This is a genomic window from Bartonella sp. TT67HLJMS, from assembly GCF_042193375.1.
Taxonomy (GTDB): Bacteria; Pseudomonadota; Alphaproteobacteria; order Rhizobiales; family Rhizobiaceae; genus Bartonella; species Bartonella grahamii.
Window position 1 is genome coordinate 14,236 of the sequence record NZ_JBHILP010000007.1, and the last position, 20,311, is coordinate 34,546.

At 37.9% G+C, this 20,311-nt stretch carries 17 protein-coding genes and 1 other RNA gene; 11 read left to right on the forward strand and 7 right to left on the reverse strand.

Annotation, left to right across the window (positions count from 1 at the left end):
• Positions 1–633: 633 nt before the first annotated feature.
• From ACFIJQ_RS05415 to ACFIJQ_RS05435, 5 genes are all read right to left on the reverse strand, one after another.
• Positions 634–2,160: a Do family serine endopeptidase gene (locus tag ACFIJQ_RS05415; RefSeq protein ID WP_273788074.1), complete on the reverse strand. Its 1,527-nt coding sequence runs from the start codon at positions 2,158–2,160 to the stop codon at positions 634–636.
• 149 nt (positions 2,161–2,309) lie between these two features.
• Entirely contained in the window at positions 2,310–3,245 is a 936-nt protein-coding gene (gene hflC / locus ACFIJQ_RS05420) for a protease modulator HflC (RefSeq protein ID WP_273788073.1), read from the reverse strand.
• Between the two features lie 2 nt (positions 3,246–3,247).
• On the reverse strand, positions 3,248–4,393 hold the full coding sequence (gene hflK, locus ACFIJQ_RS05425; RefSeq protein ID WP_375628960.1) for an FtsH protease activity modulator HflK: 1,146 nt from the start codon (positions 4,391–4,393) through the stop codon (positions 3,248–3,250).
• A gap of 112 nt (positions 4,394–4,505) precedes the next feature.
• A complete protein-coding gene (locus tag ACFIJQ_RS05430; RefSeq protein WP_375628962.1) occupies positions 4,506–5,015 on the reverse strand; it encodes a dihydrofolate reductase in 510 nt (169 codons plus the stop codon).
• Positions 5,012–5,806, reverse strand: a complete 795-nt coding sequence (locus tag ACFIJQ_RS05435) for a thymidylate synthase (RefSeq protein WP_015856618.1) — start codon at positions 5,804–5,806, stop codon at positions 5,012–5,014. Before ACFIJQ_RS05435 ends, ACFIJQ_RS05430 begins: the two co-directional genes overlap by 4 nt.
• 194 nt (positions 5,807–6,000) lie before the next feature.
• On the opposite strand from ACFIJQ_RS05435, the gene ACFIJQ_RS05440 reads away from it, so the two are divergent.
• The 3 genes from ACFIJQ_RS05440 to ACFIJQ_RS05450 all read left to right on the forward strand — a co-directional run bounded on the left by ACFIJQ_RS05440 (position 6,001) and on the right by ACFIJQ_RS05450 (position 11,202).
• Complete coding sequence (locus ACFIJQ_RS05440) at positions 6,001–7,308, forward strand: MFS family transporter (protein WP_375628964.1); 1,308 nt, start codon at positions 6,001–6,003, stop codon at positions 7,306–7,308.
• A gap of 603 nt (positions 7,309–7,911) precedes the next feature.
• Positions 7,912–9,222, forward strand: a complete 1,311-nt coding sequence (locus ACFIJQ_RS05445; protein ID WP_375628966.1) for an MFS family transporter — start codon at positions 7,912–7,914, stop codon at positions 9,220–9,222.
• Positions 9,223–9,900: 678 nt separating this feature from the next.
• Complete coding sequence (locus tag ACFIJQ_RS05450; RefSeq protein WP_375628968.1) at positions 9,901–11,202, forward strand: MFS family transporter; 1,302 nt, start codon at positions 9,901–9,903, stop codon at positions 11,200–11,202.
• A gap of 75 nt (positions 11,203–11,277) precedes the next feature.
• On the opposite strand, the gene ACFIJQ_RS05455 is transcribed toward ACFIJQ_RS05450, so the two are convergent.
• Positions 11,278–11,583 (reverse strand): DUF2853 family protein, encoded by a 306-nt coding sequence (locus tag ACFIJQ_RS05455; RefSeq protein WP_375628969.1) that lies wholly within the window; start codon positions 11,581–11,583, stop codon positions 11,278–11,280.
• 97 nt (positions 11,584–11,680) lie between these two features.
• On the opposite strand from ACFIJQ_RS05455, the gene ssrA reads away from it, so the two are divergent.
• The 5 genes from ssrA (at position 11,681) to ACFIJQ_RS05480 (ending at position 15,693) form a co-directional block, all read left to right on the forward strand.
• Positions 11,681–12,037: a transfer-messenger RNA gene (ssrA, locus tag ACFIJQ_RS05460) on the forward strand.
• A gap of 198 nt (positions 12,038–12,235) precedes the next feature.
• Positions 12,236–12,781 (forward strand): SspB family protein, encoded by a 546-nt coding sequence (locus ACFIJQ_RS05465; protein ID WP_015856623.1) that lies wholly within the window; start codon positions 12,236–12,238, stop codon positions 12,779–12,781.
• Positions 12,782–12,789: 8 nt separating this feature from the next.
• Positions 12,790–12,972 (forward strand): DUF4169 family protein, encoded by a 183-nt coding sequence (locus tag ACFIJQ_RS05470; RefSeq protein WP_375628971.1) that lies wholly within the window; start codon positions 12,790–12,792, stop codon positions 12,970–12,972.
• 9 nt (positions 12,973–12,981) lie between these two features.
• Positions 12,982–13,233 carry a ribbon-helix-helix domain-containing protein gene (locus ACFIJQ_RS05475; RefSeq protein ID WP_273788067.1) on the forward strand — a complete coding sequence of 84 codons (252 nt, stop codon included), beginning with the start codon at positions 12,982–12,984 and terminating at the stop codon, positions 13,231–13,233.
• 120 nt (positions 13,234–13,353) lie between these two features.
• Positions 13,354–15,693, forward strand: a complete 2,340-nt coding sequence (locus tag ACFIJQ_RS05480) for an ATP-dependent helicase (protein WP_375628973.1) — start codon at positions 13,354–13,356, stop codon at positions 15,691–15,693.
• Between the two features lie 56 nt (positions 15,694–15,749).
• Here ACFIJQ_RS05480 and ACFIJQ_RS05485 read toward each other — a convergent pair whose 3' ends face one another.
• Positions 15,750–16,379, reverse strand: a complete 630-nt coding sequence (locus tag ACFIJQ_RS05485) for a DapH/DapD/GlmU-related protein (protein ID WP_375628975.1) — start codon at positions 16,377–16,379, stop codon at positions 15,750–15,752.
• A 136-nt stretch (positions 16,380–16,515) separates the two neighbouring features.
• Between ACFIJQ_RS05485 and ACFIJQ_RS05490 the strand changes: the two genes are divergently transcribed.
• The 3 genes from ACFIJQ_RS05490 to ACFIJQ_RS05500 are packed head-to-tail and all read left to right on the forward strand — an operon-like array spanning position 16,516 to position 19,842.
• Positions 16,516–17,097, forward strand: a complete 582-nt coding sequence (locus ACFIJQ_RS05490) for an SCO family protein (protein ID WP_375628977.1) — start codon at positions 16,516–16,518, stop codon at positions 17,095–17,097.
• Positions 17,098–17,123: 26 nt separating this feature from the next.
• A complete protein-coding gene (locus ACFIJQ_RS05495) occupies positions 17,124–17,993 on the forward strand; it encodes a 50S ribosomal protein L11 methyltransferase (RefSeq protein WP_375628979.1) in 870 nt (289 codons plus the stop codon).
• A gap of 22 nt (positions 17,994–18,015) precedes the next feature.
• Positions 18,016–19,842, forward strand: a complete 1,827-nt coding sequence (locus ACFIJQ_RS05500) for an aminopeptidase P family protein (RefSeq protein ID WP_273788062.1) — start codon at positions 18,016–18,018, stop codon at positions 19,840–19,842.
• The last annotated feature ends 469 nt before the right edge of the window (positions 19,843–20,311 follow it).

Below are 20,311 nucleotides of genomic sequence, written 5' to 3' on the forward strand. Positions count from 1 at the left end.
AGAAATTGTCTTCTTCACGCTCTCTTTTTTATAACTATTTTTTCATCCATCACCAGGAAAGGTATAAATATATATAACTAATTTAGTCTAACATGATTTTTCTCTAGGATAACTTTTTTCAAACTGAAGTGAAAAAACGTTCTCTATAGCACACAAAGTACAATCACAAAGTGCTAAAAGTCTCACTAGATAAAACATTATTTATAATAATAATTGCACCCTTTATTTATAATAGTTGAGCGTTTTGCAATCTGAATAAGAGCTCCCAATATCATGAGATTTTCTCATTTTTATCCTTCTCATAAAGTGCCATATCAATACCATTCACTTGTGCATCAAAAGCAGAGATAAAAATTGACTTAAACACAAGACAGAGATCTCTTATGCAGCATTTCAAAGCCTAGGCTGTTGCAATATTGGGAACTAGCAAATCTATTATGGTACCAACTGATACTTTTATTTAATGCAAAAATAGAGCTGCCCAACGGATTTTATGTTATACAATCCATGCTCTTTGTCGTGAAATGAGCTTGAAAAATATTGGACATCACATGGCTGAGCTACAAAGCAGCCCATATACTGAGGCTGATAAAAAATAAAAAATTAATTTTTAAGCCTCAATCTATTGGGGGATCAATCCATTAGAAGCGTTACGAATCGTAACTCTCCATCTGGACGCGCTACGATGAATAGAGCATTTTTGCGTCCAGCTTCACGTAATTTATGAATACGTTTTTTAGCCTCATCGATTGTTGTGATAGCACTCTGATTAATATCAATAATGACTTCACCAACGCGAATACGCTTTTTATCCGCTGCGCTATTTTGTGCAACAGATGTTACCACTAGTCCTCGAAGTTTATCTGAAATTGAATAACGATGACGCAAATCCTCTGTCAATTCAGATAGCGTCATTCCCATAAATTGCATTGTCACGCTTTTCGACAGATCATTGTCTTTTTTATCATCAACTTCTTCTTCTATATCTTCATTTGCATCTGTTTCAATCAAACGTCCAAGCTTAACTTTTACTGTTTTTTCTTGCCCATTCCGTAAAACAGTAACATCCACCACTTTTCCTTCTGAACTTTCTGCAACTAAACGCGGCAAATCACGTGCATGCTTAATTTTGAAATTACCAAAGGAAAGAATAACATCTCCAGTTTGTAACTGGCTATTATCTACATTATTTTCTTCCGTCTGTTCTATTTTACCAGCCACCAATGCTCCTACAGCATTGTCCAATTTTAAACTTTTTGCAATATCCTCTGTTACCGGCTGAATACGAATAGCCAACCAACCACGCCTTATTTCTCCAAAATCACGCAATTGATTAATAACAGAAAGGGCCATATCCGATGGAATAGCAAACCCAATACCGATAGATCCTCCAGAAGGTGAAACAATTGCTGTATTAATGCCAATGACTTCACCATTTCTATCAAATAACGGACCACCAGAATTGCCCCGATTAATTGCTGCATCTGTTTGAATAAAATTATCATAGGGACCAGCATTAAGATCACGGTTACGTGCAGAAATAATACCAACCGTTACACTTCCACCAAAACCATAAGGATTACCAATAGCCATAACCCAGTCACCAATACGTGCTTTTTCTGAGTCACCAAAACGCACAGCTTTTAATTTTTTACGTCCCGCATCCACTTGAAGTAGTGCCAAATCAGTTTTGCTATCCTTGCCAAGAAGCTTCGCCTTGAGTTTTGTACCATCTGTAAAATTAACTTCAATATCATCAGCATCAACAATAACATGATAATTTGTAACAATAATCCCTTTTTGCGCATCAATCACAAAACCAGACCCCAAAGAACGCACCTTTTGAAATTGACTATTTTTTTGACCATCTTTGGGTGTAAAAAAATCATTAAAATATTCCTCAAGCAATGAATCTTTAGGAATAACGGGTACCGAAGTATTTTCATCCTGTTCGGTTCCTTCAACAGTCTGTGCCGTAGAAATATTCACAACCGTCTCCAAAAGCTCAGAAGCTAAATCAGGAACAGAAAGCAATGTCTTGTTTGTCTCTGCGCCCCAAGACAAATTCACTGATCCTGATAAAAACAAAACCACACACAAAACAACTCTTGTGATAAAAGACTTCAAAAACGTATTTCTACTCACGATACTTCTATCCATGACATGCCTTTAACCAAAGCTGAAAAGAGCCCTACCCAATTTATTATACAAAATCAGTATGGCTTAACACTGTCTTACATTCATCATAAAAAAAGCAGCTATAGAGCATACTTCTCATATGAAATAGTATACTCTATACATTGTTTCATCTATTCTCCACCAGACTTTGAATCAGTTTTGCTCAAACTAGGACTCATTGTTGATGAAAGCTTTTTCTTTACTTTCAGGGGATTTTGAAAATAAAAAAAGAAATCCTCATTTGGTGAAATGACCATCGGAACTCTTTCTAAATTCTTATACTGTTCCATCGCTAACCAAAAATCGTAAAAAGATGGATTAGCTTCCCGCGCATTTAATAAAATGCGAATACTTTCGGCTTGTCCTTCACCGCGAGTAATTTCAGCATCACGCTTTGCAGCTGCTACGATCTCTTCATATTCACGATTAGCTTCCGCCACAATGCGATCCCGCTCCTGCTGACCACGAGCACGAATATTTTCCGCTACCGCCTCACGCTCAGCTGCCATTTGCCGATAAACATCTTCTGAGACAGCATCAGTTAAATCAGTTTTGCGAATACGCACATCAATAATAGTAATGCCTAACGAACCCGCATCCACAGAAAACTGCTTCTGCACTTCAGCCATCATCGCTCCCCGTTCATCTGACAAAGCCGCTTTAAATTCTCGCTTACCATAAACAGCACGTAAAGCATCAATAAAACGCGGTGCAAGATTTTCACGCGCAGCAATTTGTGGACGCCCCGAAGCAATGCGCTGTAGAAACAACTTAGGATCTGTAATACGATAGATAAAGAACGCATCCACTTCATAATAAGCACCACCACGAACCTGTACAGATTGTGTAGGAACATCATAACGCAACAACCGATTATCAACGACAATCATCTTATCCACAAAGGGCGCTTTAAAATAAAGGCCGGGATCAGACTCTACCTTAACAATTTGCCCAAAACGCTTAACTGCCACTTGTTGACGAGGATAGACAATAAAAAGTGACATCCACAAAATGATCAAAAGAAACATTATAGTACTAAAAATAAACAAAAAACGAGACTGCTGCATTATTAGCGTCCTCCAGAAATATGAGCATCCAAGAGCGATGTCGAACGTGCTGATTTCGCTTTTGCTTTTTCTGATAAATTGTTACGCAGCAATTCGTTCAAAGGAAGATAAGGCACCGCTGGAGAATTCATTTGATCAAGAACCAATTTATTTGGTGAAGAGAAAATACGCCCCATCGTCTCCATATAAAGACGATAACGCGCAGCCTCTGGTGATATTGCCGCCTCACGAGCTATGGCCTGAAAACGTTCGGCACGCCCGCGTGCCTCTTCAACCATTTGTGCTTTTTCACCTTTTGCGATTTCCCGTGTACGTGAAGCTTCACCATTTGCTAAACCAATCTTCGTAAAACGCACACGATTCCCCTCTTCAATCATTCTTCCACGTTCCTGCTCCGCTTGTTGAACAGAATTAAACGCAGCAGCAACCTTTGTCGGAGGAGCAGCTTCACTGATAGACACACGACTTATTTCAACACCAAGTTGATATTTATCTACAGTCAACTGGATAATTTTTCTAACGTCATTAGCAACTTCTTCTTTCTTGTCACGTAAAACATCATCAACCGGCCGCGAACCAATGACCTCGCGCATTGCACTTTCAGCAACCTGACGAACTGTTCCTTCTTGATCATTAACGTTGAATAAAAATTGTCCTGGATGTGAAATGCGATAGTAAACAGAAAAATTGACATTAACAATATTTTGATCACTAGACAGCATCAAACCTTCACTTTGTTGTACCTGACCAGGCTTCCCACCAATTGCGATTGTTTTTTCCGTTAAAGGCACTTTCATATAGGTCTCAATTGGCCAAAAGTGAAAATGCAAACCATCACCGATGATGCCTTCTTTAGGGACACCAAAACGCAATTCTACTGCTTGCTCATTTTGTTGGACAATATAAAGTGATTGATAGAACAAAAAACACACAGCAAGAAGAAGGAACAAAACAACAGTTCCCCCTCTACTAAATTGTTTAAACTGATCCTTCCCTTTACGCAAAATATCATCAAGATTGGGACCATTTTCACCACCATTATTGCCACCAGAACCAAAAAGATTCTTAGCCGATGTTTTTTTGTCACCACTGTTCTTGTTTTTATCGCCACTCCACGGGCCACCACCATTTTGATTTGTCCAGGGCATTATCACCTCTTTAACTGACTACCACTCATTCAAATACCAACCATTCACTTAGATCTTATAGGGATTCTCTTATCTCATTACAATACAACTGACAGGTTCTTTTCACTTATGATTATTTTCGCTCATAAACCACAAAACGTGTCGGATGACTATCTTTTTCTCCTTTTGGAATATTTTGTGTTTCTACAACAGTCCATTTTTCTTTATCAAAAACAGGAAAAAAACTATCCCCTTCTATAGAAGCTAAAACTTCTGTAAGGAATATTTTATCAGCCATATGCAACCCTTGTTGAAAAATTTCACCACCCCCAATAATAAAAACTGCATCTGCACCATTTTGAGAAGCCACACTTTTTGCGATAGAACAGGCTTGCGACAAAGAATGAGCAATAACAGCGCCTTCAGCCGTGAATGCACAATTACGGGTAATAACAATATTTGTACGCCCTGGTAAAGGACGCCCAAGAGAATCCCATGTTTTTCGCCCCATAATAATGGGGTTACCAAAAGTCAAAGCTTTAAAGCGTTGCAAATCCGTGGATAAATGCCAAGGCATCGCACCTTCACGACCTATAACACCATTTTCTGCAACAGCTGCAATTAAACAAACTGGAAAAGTCATACTGCTACCGGTGCCTTAATATGTGGCTGCGCTTCATAATTAAGCAATTCAAAATCCTCAAATTTAAAAGAAAAAAGATCTGTTACCGCTGAATTTATAAGCATCAACGGCAAAGCATTTGGTATACGAGACAGCTGGTATCTCGCCTGTTCAAAATGGTTAGAATAAAGATGAGCATCACCCAGAGTATGAATAAAGTCTCCCGCTTTAAGTCCACTTACTTGGGCAATCATCATCGTCAACAACGCATAGGAAGCAATATTAAACGGAACACCTAAGAAAATATCTGCTGAACGCTGATAAAGCTGACAGGATAGCTTCCCATCAGCAACATAAAATTGAAAAAAACAATGACAAGGAGGCAAAGCCATCTCCTCTATCAGTGCGGGGTTCCAAGCAGATACAATTAAGCGACGAGAATCAGGCGTTTCTTTAATCATCGTCAAAAGATGACTGATTTGATCAATATGCCGTCCATCGGGAGCAGGCCAAGAGCGCCACTGATAACCATAAATAGGACCAAGGTTCCCTTTCTCATCAGCCCACTCATCCCAAATTGACACACCATGTTCCTTCAACCATGCAATATTTGTATCACCTCTCAAAAACCACAAAAGCTCATAAATGATCGAGCGCAAATGCAATTTCTTCGTTGTTAACAGAGGAAAGCCAGCCTGCAAATCAAACCGCATTTGATACCCAAAAATTGATCGGGTCCCCACACCGGTTCGATCTGTACGATCAATGCCGTTATTTAAAACATGCGATAAAAGATCAAGATAGATTTTCATATAAATATTATGGTTGATTCTTAACGTTACAGGAAATAGAAACTTCAAAATTTATAAAAATACAATTCAAAAAAATCCTCCTCCCAAACATCTTTTATAGGAAATCATTATTATACGATTGCATTTTGATGAATCAAATCGTAAATAAATTTTAAAAGAAACAAGTTAGGTATGATCATAAAAGGGATAAATTTATGGAGAATGAACCAACTTTAGCACCACATGATACAAGAAAACGTATCTGGGCTATCGTGTCCAGTGCATCAGGTAATCTAGTAGAATGGTATGACTTTTATGTTTATTCCTTTACATCCATTTACTTTGCATCACAATTTTTTCCCTCAGATGGCAATGTCGTTACACAACTTTTAAAAGCGGCTGGTGTCTTTGCTATTGGTTTTCTTATGCGCCCAATCGGCGGATGGCTTTTTGGCTTTATTGCCGATCGTTACGGACGCAAACGCTCAATGCTTATCTCTGTTTTTATGATGTGTGGTGGTTCGTTCTTAATCGCCCTACTTCCTACCTATGAAACCATTGGAGTAGCAGCAGGAATTCTTTTACTTTTACTCAGAATGCTTCAGGGGCTTTCTGTCGGTGGTGAATATGGTACAACAGCAACTTATATGAGCGAAATCGCCCTCAAAAATCGCCGAGGATTTTTTAGCTCTTTCCAATACACCACACTGATTGGTGGTCAGCTTCTAGCCAGTCTTGTTATATTCATTTTAGCGCTTTACCTCACCGAAGATCAGCTAAAAGCATGGGGTTGGCGTATTCCATTTGCCATTGGTGGACTAGGAGCAATTGTTGCGATTTATCTACGCCGCACGCTCCATGAGACAACGACCAAAGAAAGTCGTTCTAGTGCACAAGCTGGTAGTATTAGGGGACTTCTAACCAACCACCGAAAAGCTTTTTTTCTAGTTATCGGCTTTACCGCTGGAGGATCGCTCACATTCTACACCTATACGACTTACATGCAGAAATATCTGATTACAACCACCGGCTTTGATAAACATACAGCCACAACTGTGATGACTGCTGCACTCTTTGTTTTCATGTTACTTCAACCTGCATTTGGTTTTATGGCTGATAAAATTGGAACAAGAACTTCACTCCTTATTTGGAGTGTCTTATCTATTATCTTTACCATTCCTGGACTTAATGTGATTGGTAATACTGATAGTACATGGATTGCTTTATCAGTTATTATTGGAATGCTCTGCATTATGAGCTTTTACACGTCCATCTCTGGCATTGTAAAATCAGAAATGTTTCCCGCTTCAGTACGAGCAATAGGAGTTGGGCTCTCTTATGCTATTGCCAACGCACTGTTTGGCGGTTCTGCTGAATATGTCGCGCTTGGATTAAAAGATCTTGGATATGAATCTGTCTTCTATTTTTATATAACCGGCATGATGATTATTGCATTCATTTCTGTTCTCTTAATGCCCGATGCCCGGAAAGAGGGCTATCTTCAAGGTGATAGTATCCATTAAATTTTCTAAACTAAATCAAGAATCCCGATTTTTCGGGCTTCTTGATTATGATAGTACTGTAAAATCAATATTTACAACCTATTACAGACATGCCTTTCATATCATAAACATCTCCCGTATCATAAAGGAGCGATATCCTCTTCTTTGATATGAACCATGGTAAATAAATTATCCCATGTCATGACCGTATATTTTTCATGATACCAATAAATCCAGTATACTTAGCTTTAAAAACATCAGATCTGTTTTAATTAAAATCCTCTTTTCTTTATCAAAAATAAGCAAAATATCGTTTCCTTATTTGTCTAATAATAGAAATTAAACCGCATCTATTATCACCAATCAATCCTCTCTCAACACCCCTTTCTGATCTGGATGATCAATGACACCGTTAAAGATACAATAAAAATCAAAACATACCTTCCTATAAATATGAGTACCGTTTTTGTTCTATAACAAAAATAAAAACTGAAAACATCATGGAAATAAGCCGCTTCCCCCCCCTTTTTTAAGAAACATCGCAATATGATTGAATTTTTATGGCTTAAACTGTAAACAACTTTAAAGAGAAGAAAAGTTATAAATCTAAAAGGGGAATACTTCATGAATAATCAAACAACTTTAGATCCACATGATACAAGGAAACGTATTTTTGCTATCATATCCAGCGCATCAGGAAATCTGGTAGAATGGTACGACTTTTATGCTTACTCCTTTGCATCGGTTTATTTTGCATCACAATTTTTTCCTGAAGATGAAGATATCGTTACACAACTTTTAAAAACTGCAGGAATCTTTTTTATTGGCTTTCTTATGCGTCCAATTGGAGCATGGCTCTTTGGATTCATTGCGGATCGTTATGGACGTAAACGCTCAATGCTTATTTCTGTTTTTATGATGTGTGGAGGCTCTTTTCTCATTGCCATACTTCCCACTTATAAAACCTTGGGAATAACAGCAGCATTTCTCCTCCTTTTAGTCCGCATGTTTCAAGGACTTTCCGTTGGCGGTGAATATGGTACAGCAGCAACTTATATGAGCGAAGTTGCACCCAAAAATCGTCGTGGGCTCTTTGCTTCTTTTCAATATGCAACAACGATCACAGGTCAACTTCTCGCAAGTTTTATAATATTTATTTTATCCCTTTACCTTACTGAAGATCAGTTAAAAGCATGGGGCTGGCGTATTCCTTTTGTCATTGGTGGCTTTGGAGCAATTGTTGCAATTTATCTGCGTAGTTTGCTCCATGAAACAACAACCCACAAAAGCCGCTCTGAACAACATGCTGGTAGTCTTAGAGAACTTTTTCGCAATCATAAAAAAGCTTTCTTTTTGGTTGTTGGCTTTACAGCTGGTGGATCACTCACATTTTATACATACACCACTTATATGCAAAAATATCTGATCACAACCACAGGTTTTGATAAACAAACCGCAACAACGATAATGACTGCCGCCCTCTTTATTTTTGTGCTACTCCAACCCCTTTTAGGTTTCATAGCCGATAAAATTGGAGCAAGAGCTTCACTCATTAGTTGGAGTACCTTATCCATTATCTGCACCATTCCTGTACTTAAAATGATTGGGAATGCCCATAATGCATGGGCAGCACTCTTAATCATCATTGGAATACTCTGTGTTATGAGTTTTTATACGTCCATTGCTGGTATCATAAAAGCAGAATTGTTCCCAGCCTCAATCCGCGCAATTGGTGTTGGATTTGCTTTTGCCATTGGAAATGCACTATTTGGCGGTTCTGCTGAATATGTAGCGCTTGGATTAAAAAATATGGGATACGAATCTGTTTTCTTTTTTTACATAGTTGGTATGATGATCATTGCACTCATCTCTATTCTCCTTATGCCCGATATAGATAAAGGAGGATATCTCGATAAAGACGATAAAATTCATTAAACTTATTTTTCGGAAAAAAAGCCCAAGAAAGTGGGCTTTTTTTTTATAATTATTTACACAAAAACTTAATTTTTATTTATGAAATCCATTTCATTATCTTACTCTCAATAATGGACAGTCATCGAATATTTTCTATGACCGACAATATTACTTCCATAACCTATTGATTTGTAATGGTTGTTTATCATTTTGTATCTCAATTGAAAAACCCAAATACCATAAGATTTTTTCATTTCTACCCTTTTTATATCACGTCCTCATAACTATACCTCTTGCAACTCAGAAACAGAGTTAATGCTATGAATAAAATTATTTAATAAAAGAATAAAACAGCCTTTTACAAACTATTTAAATTGCAAAAAATGTATAAATCTATTGATATAATTTAACTTTAACAAATTTTCATAAAAATAAAGGTATTTAAATATAATAAAAACTTACTTAATTCTTATAAAGAATAGTTTTATATTTAAATTATAAGTTTATTAAAACGATTTTTATTATTTATATTAATTAATAAAACTATTTATACTATAGAATAAATAATTTAAAATTGCAAAAGTATTTTATTTTAAATATTTTTCATAAAAATAATCATTATACAATTGAATTTTTCTGGAAATCATAAACAATTATGGTTAGAAAATATCAACTATAAATTTAAAAGGGGAGCACTTCATGAAAAATGAAACAACTTTAGTACAACATGATACAAGAAAACGTATCTTCGCTATCATATCTAGCGCATCAGGGAATCTAGTAGAGTGGTATGATTTTTACGTTTACTCATTTGCGTCTATTTACTTTGCACCACAATTTTTCCCTTCAGATGGCGATGTTGTTACCCAATTTTTTAAAACTGCAGGGATCTTCTTTATTGGTTTTCTTATGCGCCCAATTGGAAGTTGGCTTTTTGGCTTTATTGCTGATCGTTATGGACGAAAAAACTCGATGCTCATATCTATTCTTATGATGTGTGGGGGCTCTTTTCTCATTGCCATACTTCCCACTTATGAAACTTTAGGGAGAACTGCAGCAATTCTTCTTCTCCTAATCCGTATGATGCAGGGACTTTCAGCAGGTGGTGAATATGGTACAGCTGCAACTTATATAAGCGAAGTTTCCCTTAAAAAACACCGCGGTCTCTTCGCTTCTTTCCAATCTGGTACGCTTATTACTGGTCAACTTTTAGCCAGTTTTATTATATTTATTCTGGCACTTTATCTAACGGAAGACCAATTAAGAACATGGGGCTGGCGTATTCCATTTGCTATTGGTGGATTGGGAGCATTCGTCGTACTTTATCTACGTCGTTCACTTCATGAAACAACCACCAAAGAAAGCCGCTCTCAAAAACACACTGGGAGTCTTAAAGAGCTTCTAAGCAAACATACAAAAGCATTTTTTGTAATTGTTCTTTTTGCCTCTGGAGGATCTCTCACATTTTACACCTGTACGACTTATATGCAGAAATATCTGATCACAACTACCGGTTTTGATAAACATACCGCTACAACTGTAATGACCGCGGCACTCTTTATTTTCATATTACTCCAACCCATATTTGGTATCCTAGCTGATAAAATTGGGACAAGAAATTTACTTATCCTTTGGAGTGCACTCTCTACTCTCTTTACGATTCCTGGACTTCTCATAATCGGTCACACGCACAATCCATGGATTGCGCTATCAGTCATTATTGGAATACTCTGTATTATGAGCATGTATACATCCATCTCTGGTGTCGTAAAATCAGCAATGTTTCCCTCTTCAATACGAGCACTGGGAGTTGGTCTCTCTCATGCTATTGGCAATGCATTATTTGGTGGTTCTGCCGAATACGTAGCACTTGGATTAAAAAATATAGGACATGAATCACTGTTTTATTTTTACGTAATCGGCGTAATGATCATTGCATTCATTGCCACCCTCTTTATACCGGATATGAGCAAAGGAGGATATCTTCAAGAAAACGATTAAACCTTCGATGCTAAACAAAAAAGCCCAAAGAATTTTGGGCTTTTTTTATTGAGCAAAATTGAAGTTTAAAATTGTTTAAATTTTATCAAGTGCGTTTAATTGTTTAGCTACCAAATAATAGAAAGTCATACGACTTTTTCTGCGATCTCCAGACATCATTTCTGCAACTTTTGACACAGCCATTTTAGCCCTCTGCTCATCCGCGCCTAATACATCTTGAACCCATTTTTCAACGCGTTCTAACTCTTTTGGATCCGATGTAGCAACAAGCGCTGCATCCTGCTTTTTCATCACCAAAGCTAAACGACGGCTAAGCCGTTCTACTGCTGCTTCATCGGGGTTTGAATCATATAGTTTAATATCTTCTAGATTATTGGTCATTTTGCATCATCTCCTCTCCAAAAATGAGCGGCCTATACTTTACAGCCGCATCATATAGCTCCATAAATAATTAGAGGATTAAAAATATTAACAACCCCCCCTTTTCCTAAGACTGTTCTTCATCTATATTTAAGGGGCTGGTTTACCAGCTATGGTAATAAATGGACAATGAAATAAACTCATTGGACCCGGGGGCGGTACCCGGCGCCTCCACCAAAATATAAGAGACCAAAGTTATATTTTGGTGGGGGCGAAATAGGATCGACAAGGGCGTAAAGATTGCTCTTTTACTCGGCATAGTACCACCGTTATCGGACTAAATGAGTAGTTGCAAATGACAACTATGCGGAAGCACGTCTCGCTGCTTAATGCAGTGCGAATGTTTCAATTTAAGTCTTAAACCGTCGCAGGTTTAAGCGGGGTTCGGAGGCACCTGGCAACAGAAGCCTTCACTTTTTTTAAATGTTATTGATTGATCTTTCAGACATTATCAGACATTATTTACCATAGAGTTTCGTTTTTATTCGATTTATTGAGGTGCATCGTAGACAAAATACTGCTAATTTTAAAATATATTCTATCACACAATATCAATACGCCCCATTATCAATACGCTCCATTCTGCTACGTGAAATAAAAGGAATAAACTTCGATGGTTAAAGATCAAATCCGTTACGATATTCTCGTTCAGGATGCGCTTCGTGGAGTTATCCGTAAAGTTTTATCGGAAGTTAGCAAAGCAGGTCTTCCGGGAAATCATCATTTTTTTATAACTTTTTTGACGAATGCCCCAGGTGTTAAAATTTCTCCTCGGCTAAAAAATCGCTATCCTGAGCAAATGACTATCGTCTTACAACATCAGTTTAGAGATCTCAGTGTTTCAGAAACAGCTTTCGAAGTAACCCTCTCCTTCAGGGAAATAACTGAAAAGCTCGTGATTCCTTTTACTTCCATTCAGGTCTTTTATGATCCTGTAGCAGCATTTGAAGCAGCATTTGATCTGCCCTCAAATCTTACCTCTGGAGAAAGTGAAAATTCAGAAAATACCTCAACTACGCCCATTACCTTATCAAACACACAAAAAAAAGAAAATACGCTTACAAAAGAACAAAATTTCAGTACAAATAAAGAATCTTCAAATAGCGATACAAAACAAAGTGCTGATGTTGTCTCTTTAGATTCTTTTCGGAAAAAATAATTTTTCTCATGACTGAATTGATTAATCTTCGCCAATTTCGAAAACAAAAAAAACGTACAGAAAAATCTCTTCGTGCTGAGCAAAATCGTTATCGTTTTGGACGAACAAAAACTGAAAAATTTTTTGATCAACAAAAATCTTTAAAAACGCAAAAATTTCTTGATCAAAATCGTTTACGAAACGACGAATAAAGGTGGAAAATGCACGAAAATAATTCTATCGATTGGTCAAAAGTCATTCCACGAAAAATATCTGTTCGCGTTGATGGGCACGCAACAAGCGTCTCTTTAGAGCCGCCATTTTTAGATATTCTAAAAGATATAGCCCGCAAAAAAGGACAATCTTTAGCCTTTATTATCACTGATATTGATAGCAAAAGACCACAACAAGTCAATCTTTCGGCTTCGTTACGCGTTTATGCCCTTCAAAGCGTTCTCACCCAACGCCTTTAATGTTTATGCTTATTTTTTACGTTCTCTTTTTGTTTATTCAACTGAAGCTGTTGTGACTTTTTTAAGAGAAGTTTTTTTAATCTAGAACTTCAATGAAAAAAAGTCTACAAAAGAGATATAATGAGTAATTTTTCTGATCACAACATACCTTTCTTTGAAGAAGATTCCCCTCCAGACCATGATAAGAAGAGCTCTGGTTTTTCCTCCCATACTCTAAAAGAACAGAAATCATATAACACAGACTATTTAGAACAACTCAATCCAGAACAGCAACAAGCTGTTATGAATACTGAGGGACCTCTTTTAGTTCTTGCAGGTGCTGGTACAGGAAAAACGCGCGTTTTAACAACCCGTATTTCTCATATTTTACGCTCTGGGCTTGCCTCTCCTCAGCAAATACTTGCTGTTACTTTCACCAACAAAGCAGCACGTGAAATGAAAATACGTATTGGTGAACTTATTGGAGGAGTTGTTGAAGGTATGCCTTGGCTTGGAACTTTTCACTCCACTGGTGCTAAAATTTTACGCCGTCACGCAGAGCTTGTTGGTTTAAAAAGAAACTTTACAATTCTCGATAGCGATGATGTTCTTCGACTTTTAAAACAGCTTATTCAAGCTGAGGGACTAGACGATAAGCGTTGGCCCGCACGAAACCTTGCCACGATGATTGATTCTTGGAAAAATCAAGGACTTTCACCAGAACATATCTCAAAAAGTGATGCTCATTCCTTTGGCAACGGCATGGGACGCGAACTTTATCACAGTTATCAAAATCGATTAAAAGATCTTAATGCTTGTGATTTTGGCGATCTTCTTCTTCATTCTATCTCTATCTTCCAACATAATCCAGATATTCTTCGCGAATACCATTCTCAATTTCGCTATATTCTTGTCGATGAATACCAAGATACAAATACAGCACAATATCTTTGGCTTCGCCTTTTGGCACAACATCCCCAAGGTCAACATGTTAATCTTTGTTGTGTTGGCGATGATGATCAATCCATTTATGGATGGCGTGGTGCAAAAGTCGAGAATATATTACGTTTTGAAAAAGATTTTCCTTCTGCCAAAATTATTCGTCTAGAACGTAATTATCGCTCAACATCCCATATTCTTAAAACCGCCTCCCATCTCATTGCTCATAATGAAGAAAGACTGGGCAAAGTCCTTTTTTCTGCACAAATAAAGAGTGAGGAAGAAAAAGTAAAAATTCATTCAGCATGGGATTCGCAAGAAGAGGCCCGTGCCATCGGAGAAGAAATTGAACAAGCACACCAAACAGGTCATGCATTAAATCATATGGCTATATTGGTGCGTGCATCATTCCAAATGCGTGAATTTGAAGATCGCTTTGTAACGCTTGGTCTTAACTACCGCGTCATTGGTGGTCCTCGTTTTTATGAACGAATGGAAATACGTGATGCTATGGCTTATTTACGCGTTGTTGTCCAACCTGCTGATGATTTAGCTTTTGAGCGTGTTATTAATACACCGAAACGCGGCATAGGCGATGCAACCCTGCGCATTCTTTATGAGAGTGCGCGAGCACGTGCTGTTCCTCTCTTTTCTGCGGCCGCTGACATCATTGAAACAGATGAGTTAAAGCCTAAGGCACGCAGTGCGTTACGAAGCCTTATTGAAAACTTCCGCCGCTGGCAAAATATGCTTCAAGACACTCCTCATAAAGAACTTGCCGAGATTATCCTTGATGATTCTGGTTATACAACCATGTGGTTAGAAGATCGCTCACCAGAGGCTCCTACACGACTAGAAAATCTTAAAGAAATGATCCGTTCCATGGAACAATTTGAAAATCTTCAAAGTTTTTTGGAACATGTTGCACTAGTTATGGATGCTGAAAACAATGAAAATACCGATGCAGTCAATATCATGACACTTCATTCAGCCAAAGGACTTGAATTTGAAACAGTTTTTCTTCCTGGCTGGGAAGAAGGACTTTTTCCCCATCAGCGCTCATTAGATGAAGGTGGACGTTCAGGATTAGAAGAAGAACGGCGTCTTGCTTATGTTGGACTCACAAGAGCAAAAAAACACCTGCATATATGGTTTGTATCGAATCGTAGAATTCATGGACTTTGGCAATCTACTCTTCCCTCCCGCTTTCTAGATGAATTACCAGCAGAACATATAGAAGCCATAGCAATGGAAACATCTTATGGTGGTTATGGAAAATCTTCCTTTCAAAATCACGATTCCTGTTATACTGGCTATGCAACAGCAAGACAAAAGCATGCACAAAAAAACAAGACGATTGAAGGGAAAGTTATCTCTCAATCAATCTCTCATGCACCATCAGATTTTTCTGTCAATGATCGGATTTTTCACATAAAATTTGGTTATGGTCATATTACAGCAATAGACGATCATAAATTGACAATAATGTTTGAAAAAGCCGGAGAAAAGCGTGTACTGGATAATTTTGTCAACAAAGCTTAACTAAAAGCAAACCACGATCAGTTTTTGCAAGAGACCATTTTGTTTTATTCTGATTATCATTTCCATTTGCGAACAAAAACTTCAATGGGTAAATTTTGCATATCAGGCAATGCATCGTAAATTTTATCAAGCGACCAATCCCACCAAGCCATCTCCAAAAGGCATTCTATGACATGATTGGGAAAACGCATCCGCAAGCGTTTAGCAGGAACACCAGCGACAACCGCATAAGGCATAACATCTTTCGTTATAACAGCGTTAGCACCAATAATTGCTCCATGTCCAACTGTCACCCCAGGCATAATAACCGCGCCATATCCAATCCACACATCATGCCCAATAATAACACGTTTTGCACAACGCCTTTCACGAAAACCACTATCTAATGCCATATAACGAAAATATTCGTTTGGACGATAGGTTATTTTATGCGTTGAAACGCGCTCCATAGGATGCTCCAACGCATTCATCCGTACATGAGATGCAATAGAACAAAAACGCCCAATATCGCTATAAATTGCCTCACTATTACGTTCTAAATAAGAAAAATCTCCAACGGTTACATCCCGTAAAATCACCCGCTCATTAACTTCCACATAGCGCCCTAATTTACAACCATGCAGCCGCGCTGTCGTATGGATACGAGGCTCACTTTCATGAAATCGAAGATCGTTCTCAATATTCATGCATCCCTCACCAATGTTTCATCAATAGATATGGAAAGACATACCAATCAAGCCAATAAAATCAACCATGAAACAGAGATTGCAAAACAGACCTGCCGATGTTACAATTTCGTGATCTATCTAAGAGAGTCAAACTATGAAAAATGTAATACGCATCTTGGGGCTGACAATCATATTTCTTGCAGGTATTTTTATTTATGATGCACTGACAAATAAGCCTTTAGGTGATAATTTTACACTCACTGATTCTAATGGAAAAAATATCACTGAGGCTGATATTCGAAGCAAGCCTTCAATAGTTTTTTTCGGCTTCACTATGTGTCCTGAAATCTGCCCTACGACATTGATGAATCTTGATCGATGGCTTACAGCCCTTGGACCCAATGCCGATAAATTAGGCATATGGTTTGTTACTGTTGACCCTGAACGTGATACACCAGAAGTGCTCCATGAATATCTCAGTAATTTTAACAATAAAATCATTGGGATCAGTGGAGATCCTGATAAAGTTCATAAAATGGTCAATTCCTTTAACATCGTTGCTGAAAAAGTCCCTGGAACAGATGGAAACTATACATATAACCATACAGCAGCAATTTTTTTACTCAAAAAAGGTGGAAAATTAGCTGGCGTTATCCGTTATGACACGAAAGAAAGCGATAGCGAATTAAAAGATGAAATCGCCATTGAACGGTTAAAAAAACTCATCTTAAACTAAAAAAGCCGATCAAAAGAAAGAACAGCATGTCGCAACAAATTCGCCTCTATTATACTGCTTCTAAAAATGAAGCAGAACGGTTCTATACCCTTATAGACACAGCATTTGACGAAGAAGGTTATCCTCTTGCTCTTACAGAGATAGATGAACAAAATGCTGTATATGAACTTTCACTCTATGTAGACCAAGAAAACTACGAACATATTTCGAAACGTTTTGCCCAAATCTTTTCTATAGATCTTGATAAAATTAATATGGAAGTTGTACCCAACATTGATTGGGTACAAAAAAGCCTAGAAGGACTAAAACCTGTGCAAGCCGGTCCTTTTTTTCTTCATGGAAGTCACAACCGAAACGCCATTCCAGCCAATGTTCTTCCTATTGAAATTGAAGCAAATCAAGCTTTTGGCACCGGACATCATGGAACGACAGCTGGTTGTTTAGAAATGATTGCCAAAGTGATGAAACACGAAAATCCTCAAAATGCACTTGATCTTGGTACCGGCAGTGGAGTACTCGCCATCGGCATCGCAATGCTCAAACCTATTGCTATACTTGCATCTGATATTGATCCAGTCGCTATTCAAGTTACACAACACAATATCCAACTCAATGGCGTAAAAAAATATATCACAGCTGTCACAGCAACAGGTTTTTCCCATGATGAAATTGCTTCACGGGCGCCCTTTGATCTCATTGTTGCCAATATCCTTGCCAATCCTCTTATCGAGCTTGCACAAGAAATGGTAAAGGCACTCCAAAAAGGCGGATCACTAATACTCTCTGGAATCCTTGAAGAACAACATGCAGATGTTTTAAAGGCTTATGTAAAACAAGGGCTGAAACACATTGAAACATACCACCGTCAAGGATGGGTTACGATACATCTGAAATAACGTAAAAGAAAAGGACGTCGTTATGTATCAATCTTTTGAGGCGACAACAAATCCAGCCCATGCTCTAGAACGCATTGCCTCTCTTCGTAAAGAACTAGACCGCCTTGGTCTCGATGGTTTTCTTGTTCCGCGGTGCGATGAACATCAGGGAGAGTATGTCCCTCCCCATGCTCAACGCCTTGGCTGGCTCACCGGCTTTACTGGATCAGCTGGAATTGCACTGATTTTAAAAAACAAAGCCATCATATTTACAGACGGGCGATATAAACTCCAAGTTCGCCAACAAACTGATCCGAATATTTTTGATTATGAAGATCTCATAACTTGCCCTCCCTCACGATGGCTTGAAAAAAATGGGCAAAAACTTTCTATTGGCTTTGATCCATGGCTTCACACCATCGCTGCCACCGATGCTTTGAGAAACGCATTAGAAATAAAAGCAGGTGGAAAACTTGTAGCAATTCACTCCAATCCCATTGATCTGCTTTGGCATGATCAGCCATCATTACCACAAGCTGCCCTATCAATTCACCCTCTCAAATATGCTGGGTGCGATACGGATGAAAAGTTGGCATTGATTTGCAGATATATACAAAAAGCCAATGCAGAGGTTTTTATTTTTACAGACCCCTCCTCCATTGCATGGACATTCAATATACGTGGCAATGATGTTTCCAACACACCTTTTTCCCTTTGTTTTGCTCTCATTCCCATCCAAGAAACACCAGTCTTATTCATTAACAGCAAAAAACTTGGTGTAGAACAAAAACAATATCTGGAACGTTATGCAAAATTATATGAACCAGAACTGCTTATTCCAAAGGTCAAAGAGTATGTTCAAAAAGGGACAGTGTTTGCCTTAGATCCACAGCTAACATGCGAAAAATTACGAACTGTTATTGAAGAAAAAAATAGCTCTTTCATCACACTTACCGATCCTGCCGCTCTACCACGTGCCATTAAAAATGACACAGAACTCAATGGCGCACGCAAAGCGCATCTACGCGATGGTGTTGCCCTGACCCGTTTTTTTTCTTGGTTAGATAAACAAACACCAGGATCAATAAGTGAAATTTCTGCTGCGCAAAAATTAGAAGAATTTCGCATAAATACAGCAAAAGAAATGGGAGAAGAACTTAAAGATCTTTCTTTTGATACAATTTCAGCAGCAGGAGAAAATGGCGCCATTATTCATTATCGTGTAACGACACAAACAAATAAACAACTCAATGCGGGTGAACTTTATCTTGTTGATTCAGGTGGACAATATCGTGATGGAACGACAGATATCACACGTACAGTAGCAATTGGGAATATTGGAGAAGAAGAAAAACGCTGTTTCACGCTTGTCCTCAAAGGTATGATTGCTCTTTCAACGGCTTACTTTCCAAAAGGAACCCGCGGACAAGACATTGATATTCTAGCGCGCATTGCATTGTGGAAGGCTGGTTTTGATTATGCTCATGGCACCGGTCATGGTGTTGGGTCTTATCTTTCTGTTCATGAAGGACCACAAAATATTTCCCGCAAAGGATGCCAAGAACTCATCTCCGGTATGATTCTTTCAAACGAACCAGGATATTATCGCGAAGGTGCTTTTGGTATCCGTCTTGAAAATTTGATAATTGTAAATCCAGCACAAAAAATTGATGGCGGGGATATAGAAATGCTTTCGTTTGAGACGCTTACACTTTGCCCTATTGATCGAAAACTCATCCTCCCAGAGCTTTTGACACAAGAAGAACGGCAATGGCTCAATGATTACCATGCGCGCGTTTATCAGATGAATGCACCTTACTTAAATGAAGAAGATAAAAAATGGGCAAAAGAGGCAACACTACCCCTTTAAATGAGGCAACACAAATATCTTCTAACGCTTCTTATAAAAACACCACACCCTTCTCTTTTAAAGAGAGAAGTGCGTATTTACCATCAGCAATCACAAAAAATGCTTCTATAAAATACTTCAAGTTTTTTTGCCGATAGGATAAAAGCTCTTCCCAAACTGAAACAGAACGGAATACACTTGTAACAGATAATGCTTATCAACTATCCTCCACCATCTTCACATGAGTTATAGCCTTATTCTGCTATATAGAAATTTTCATTATATTTTGTAATCCTCCGCGTCTCATTTCTAAAATGCCTATTATAACCAGCTTATTACGCCGTTTAAATTCAAAAGTTCTGCATATTTAGTTACAATTTTTACCTTGCTTCACAGTGATAACGTATATCTTTTACTAATAATAACCTTGTATATTCTTAATCATAAGAGTTTAAGTTTAATATTTAAATTCAACGTTTTTTAATCACTT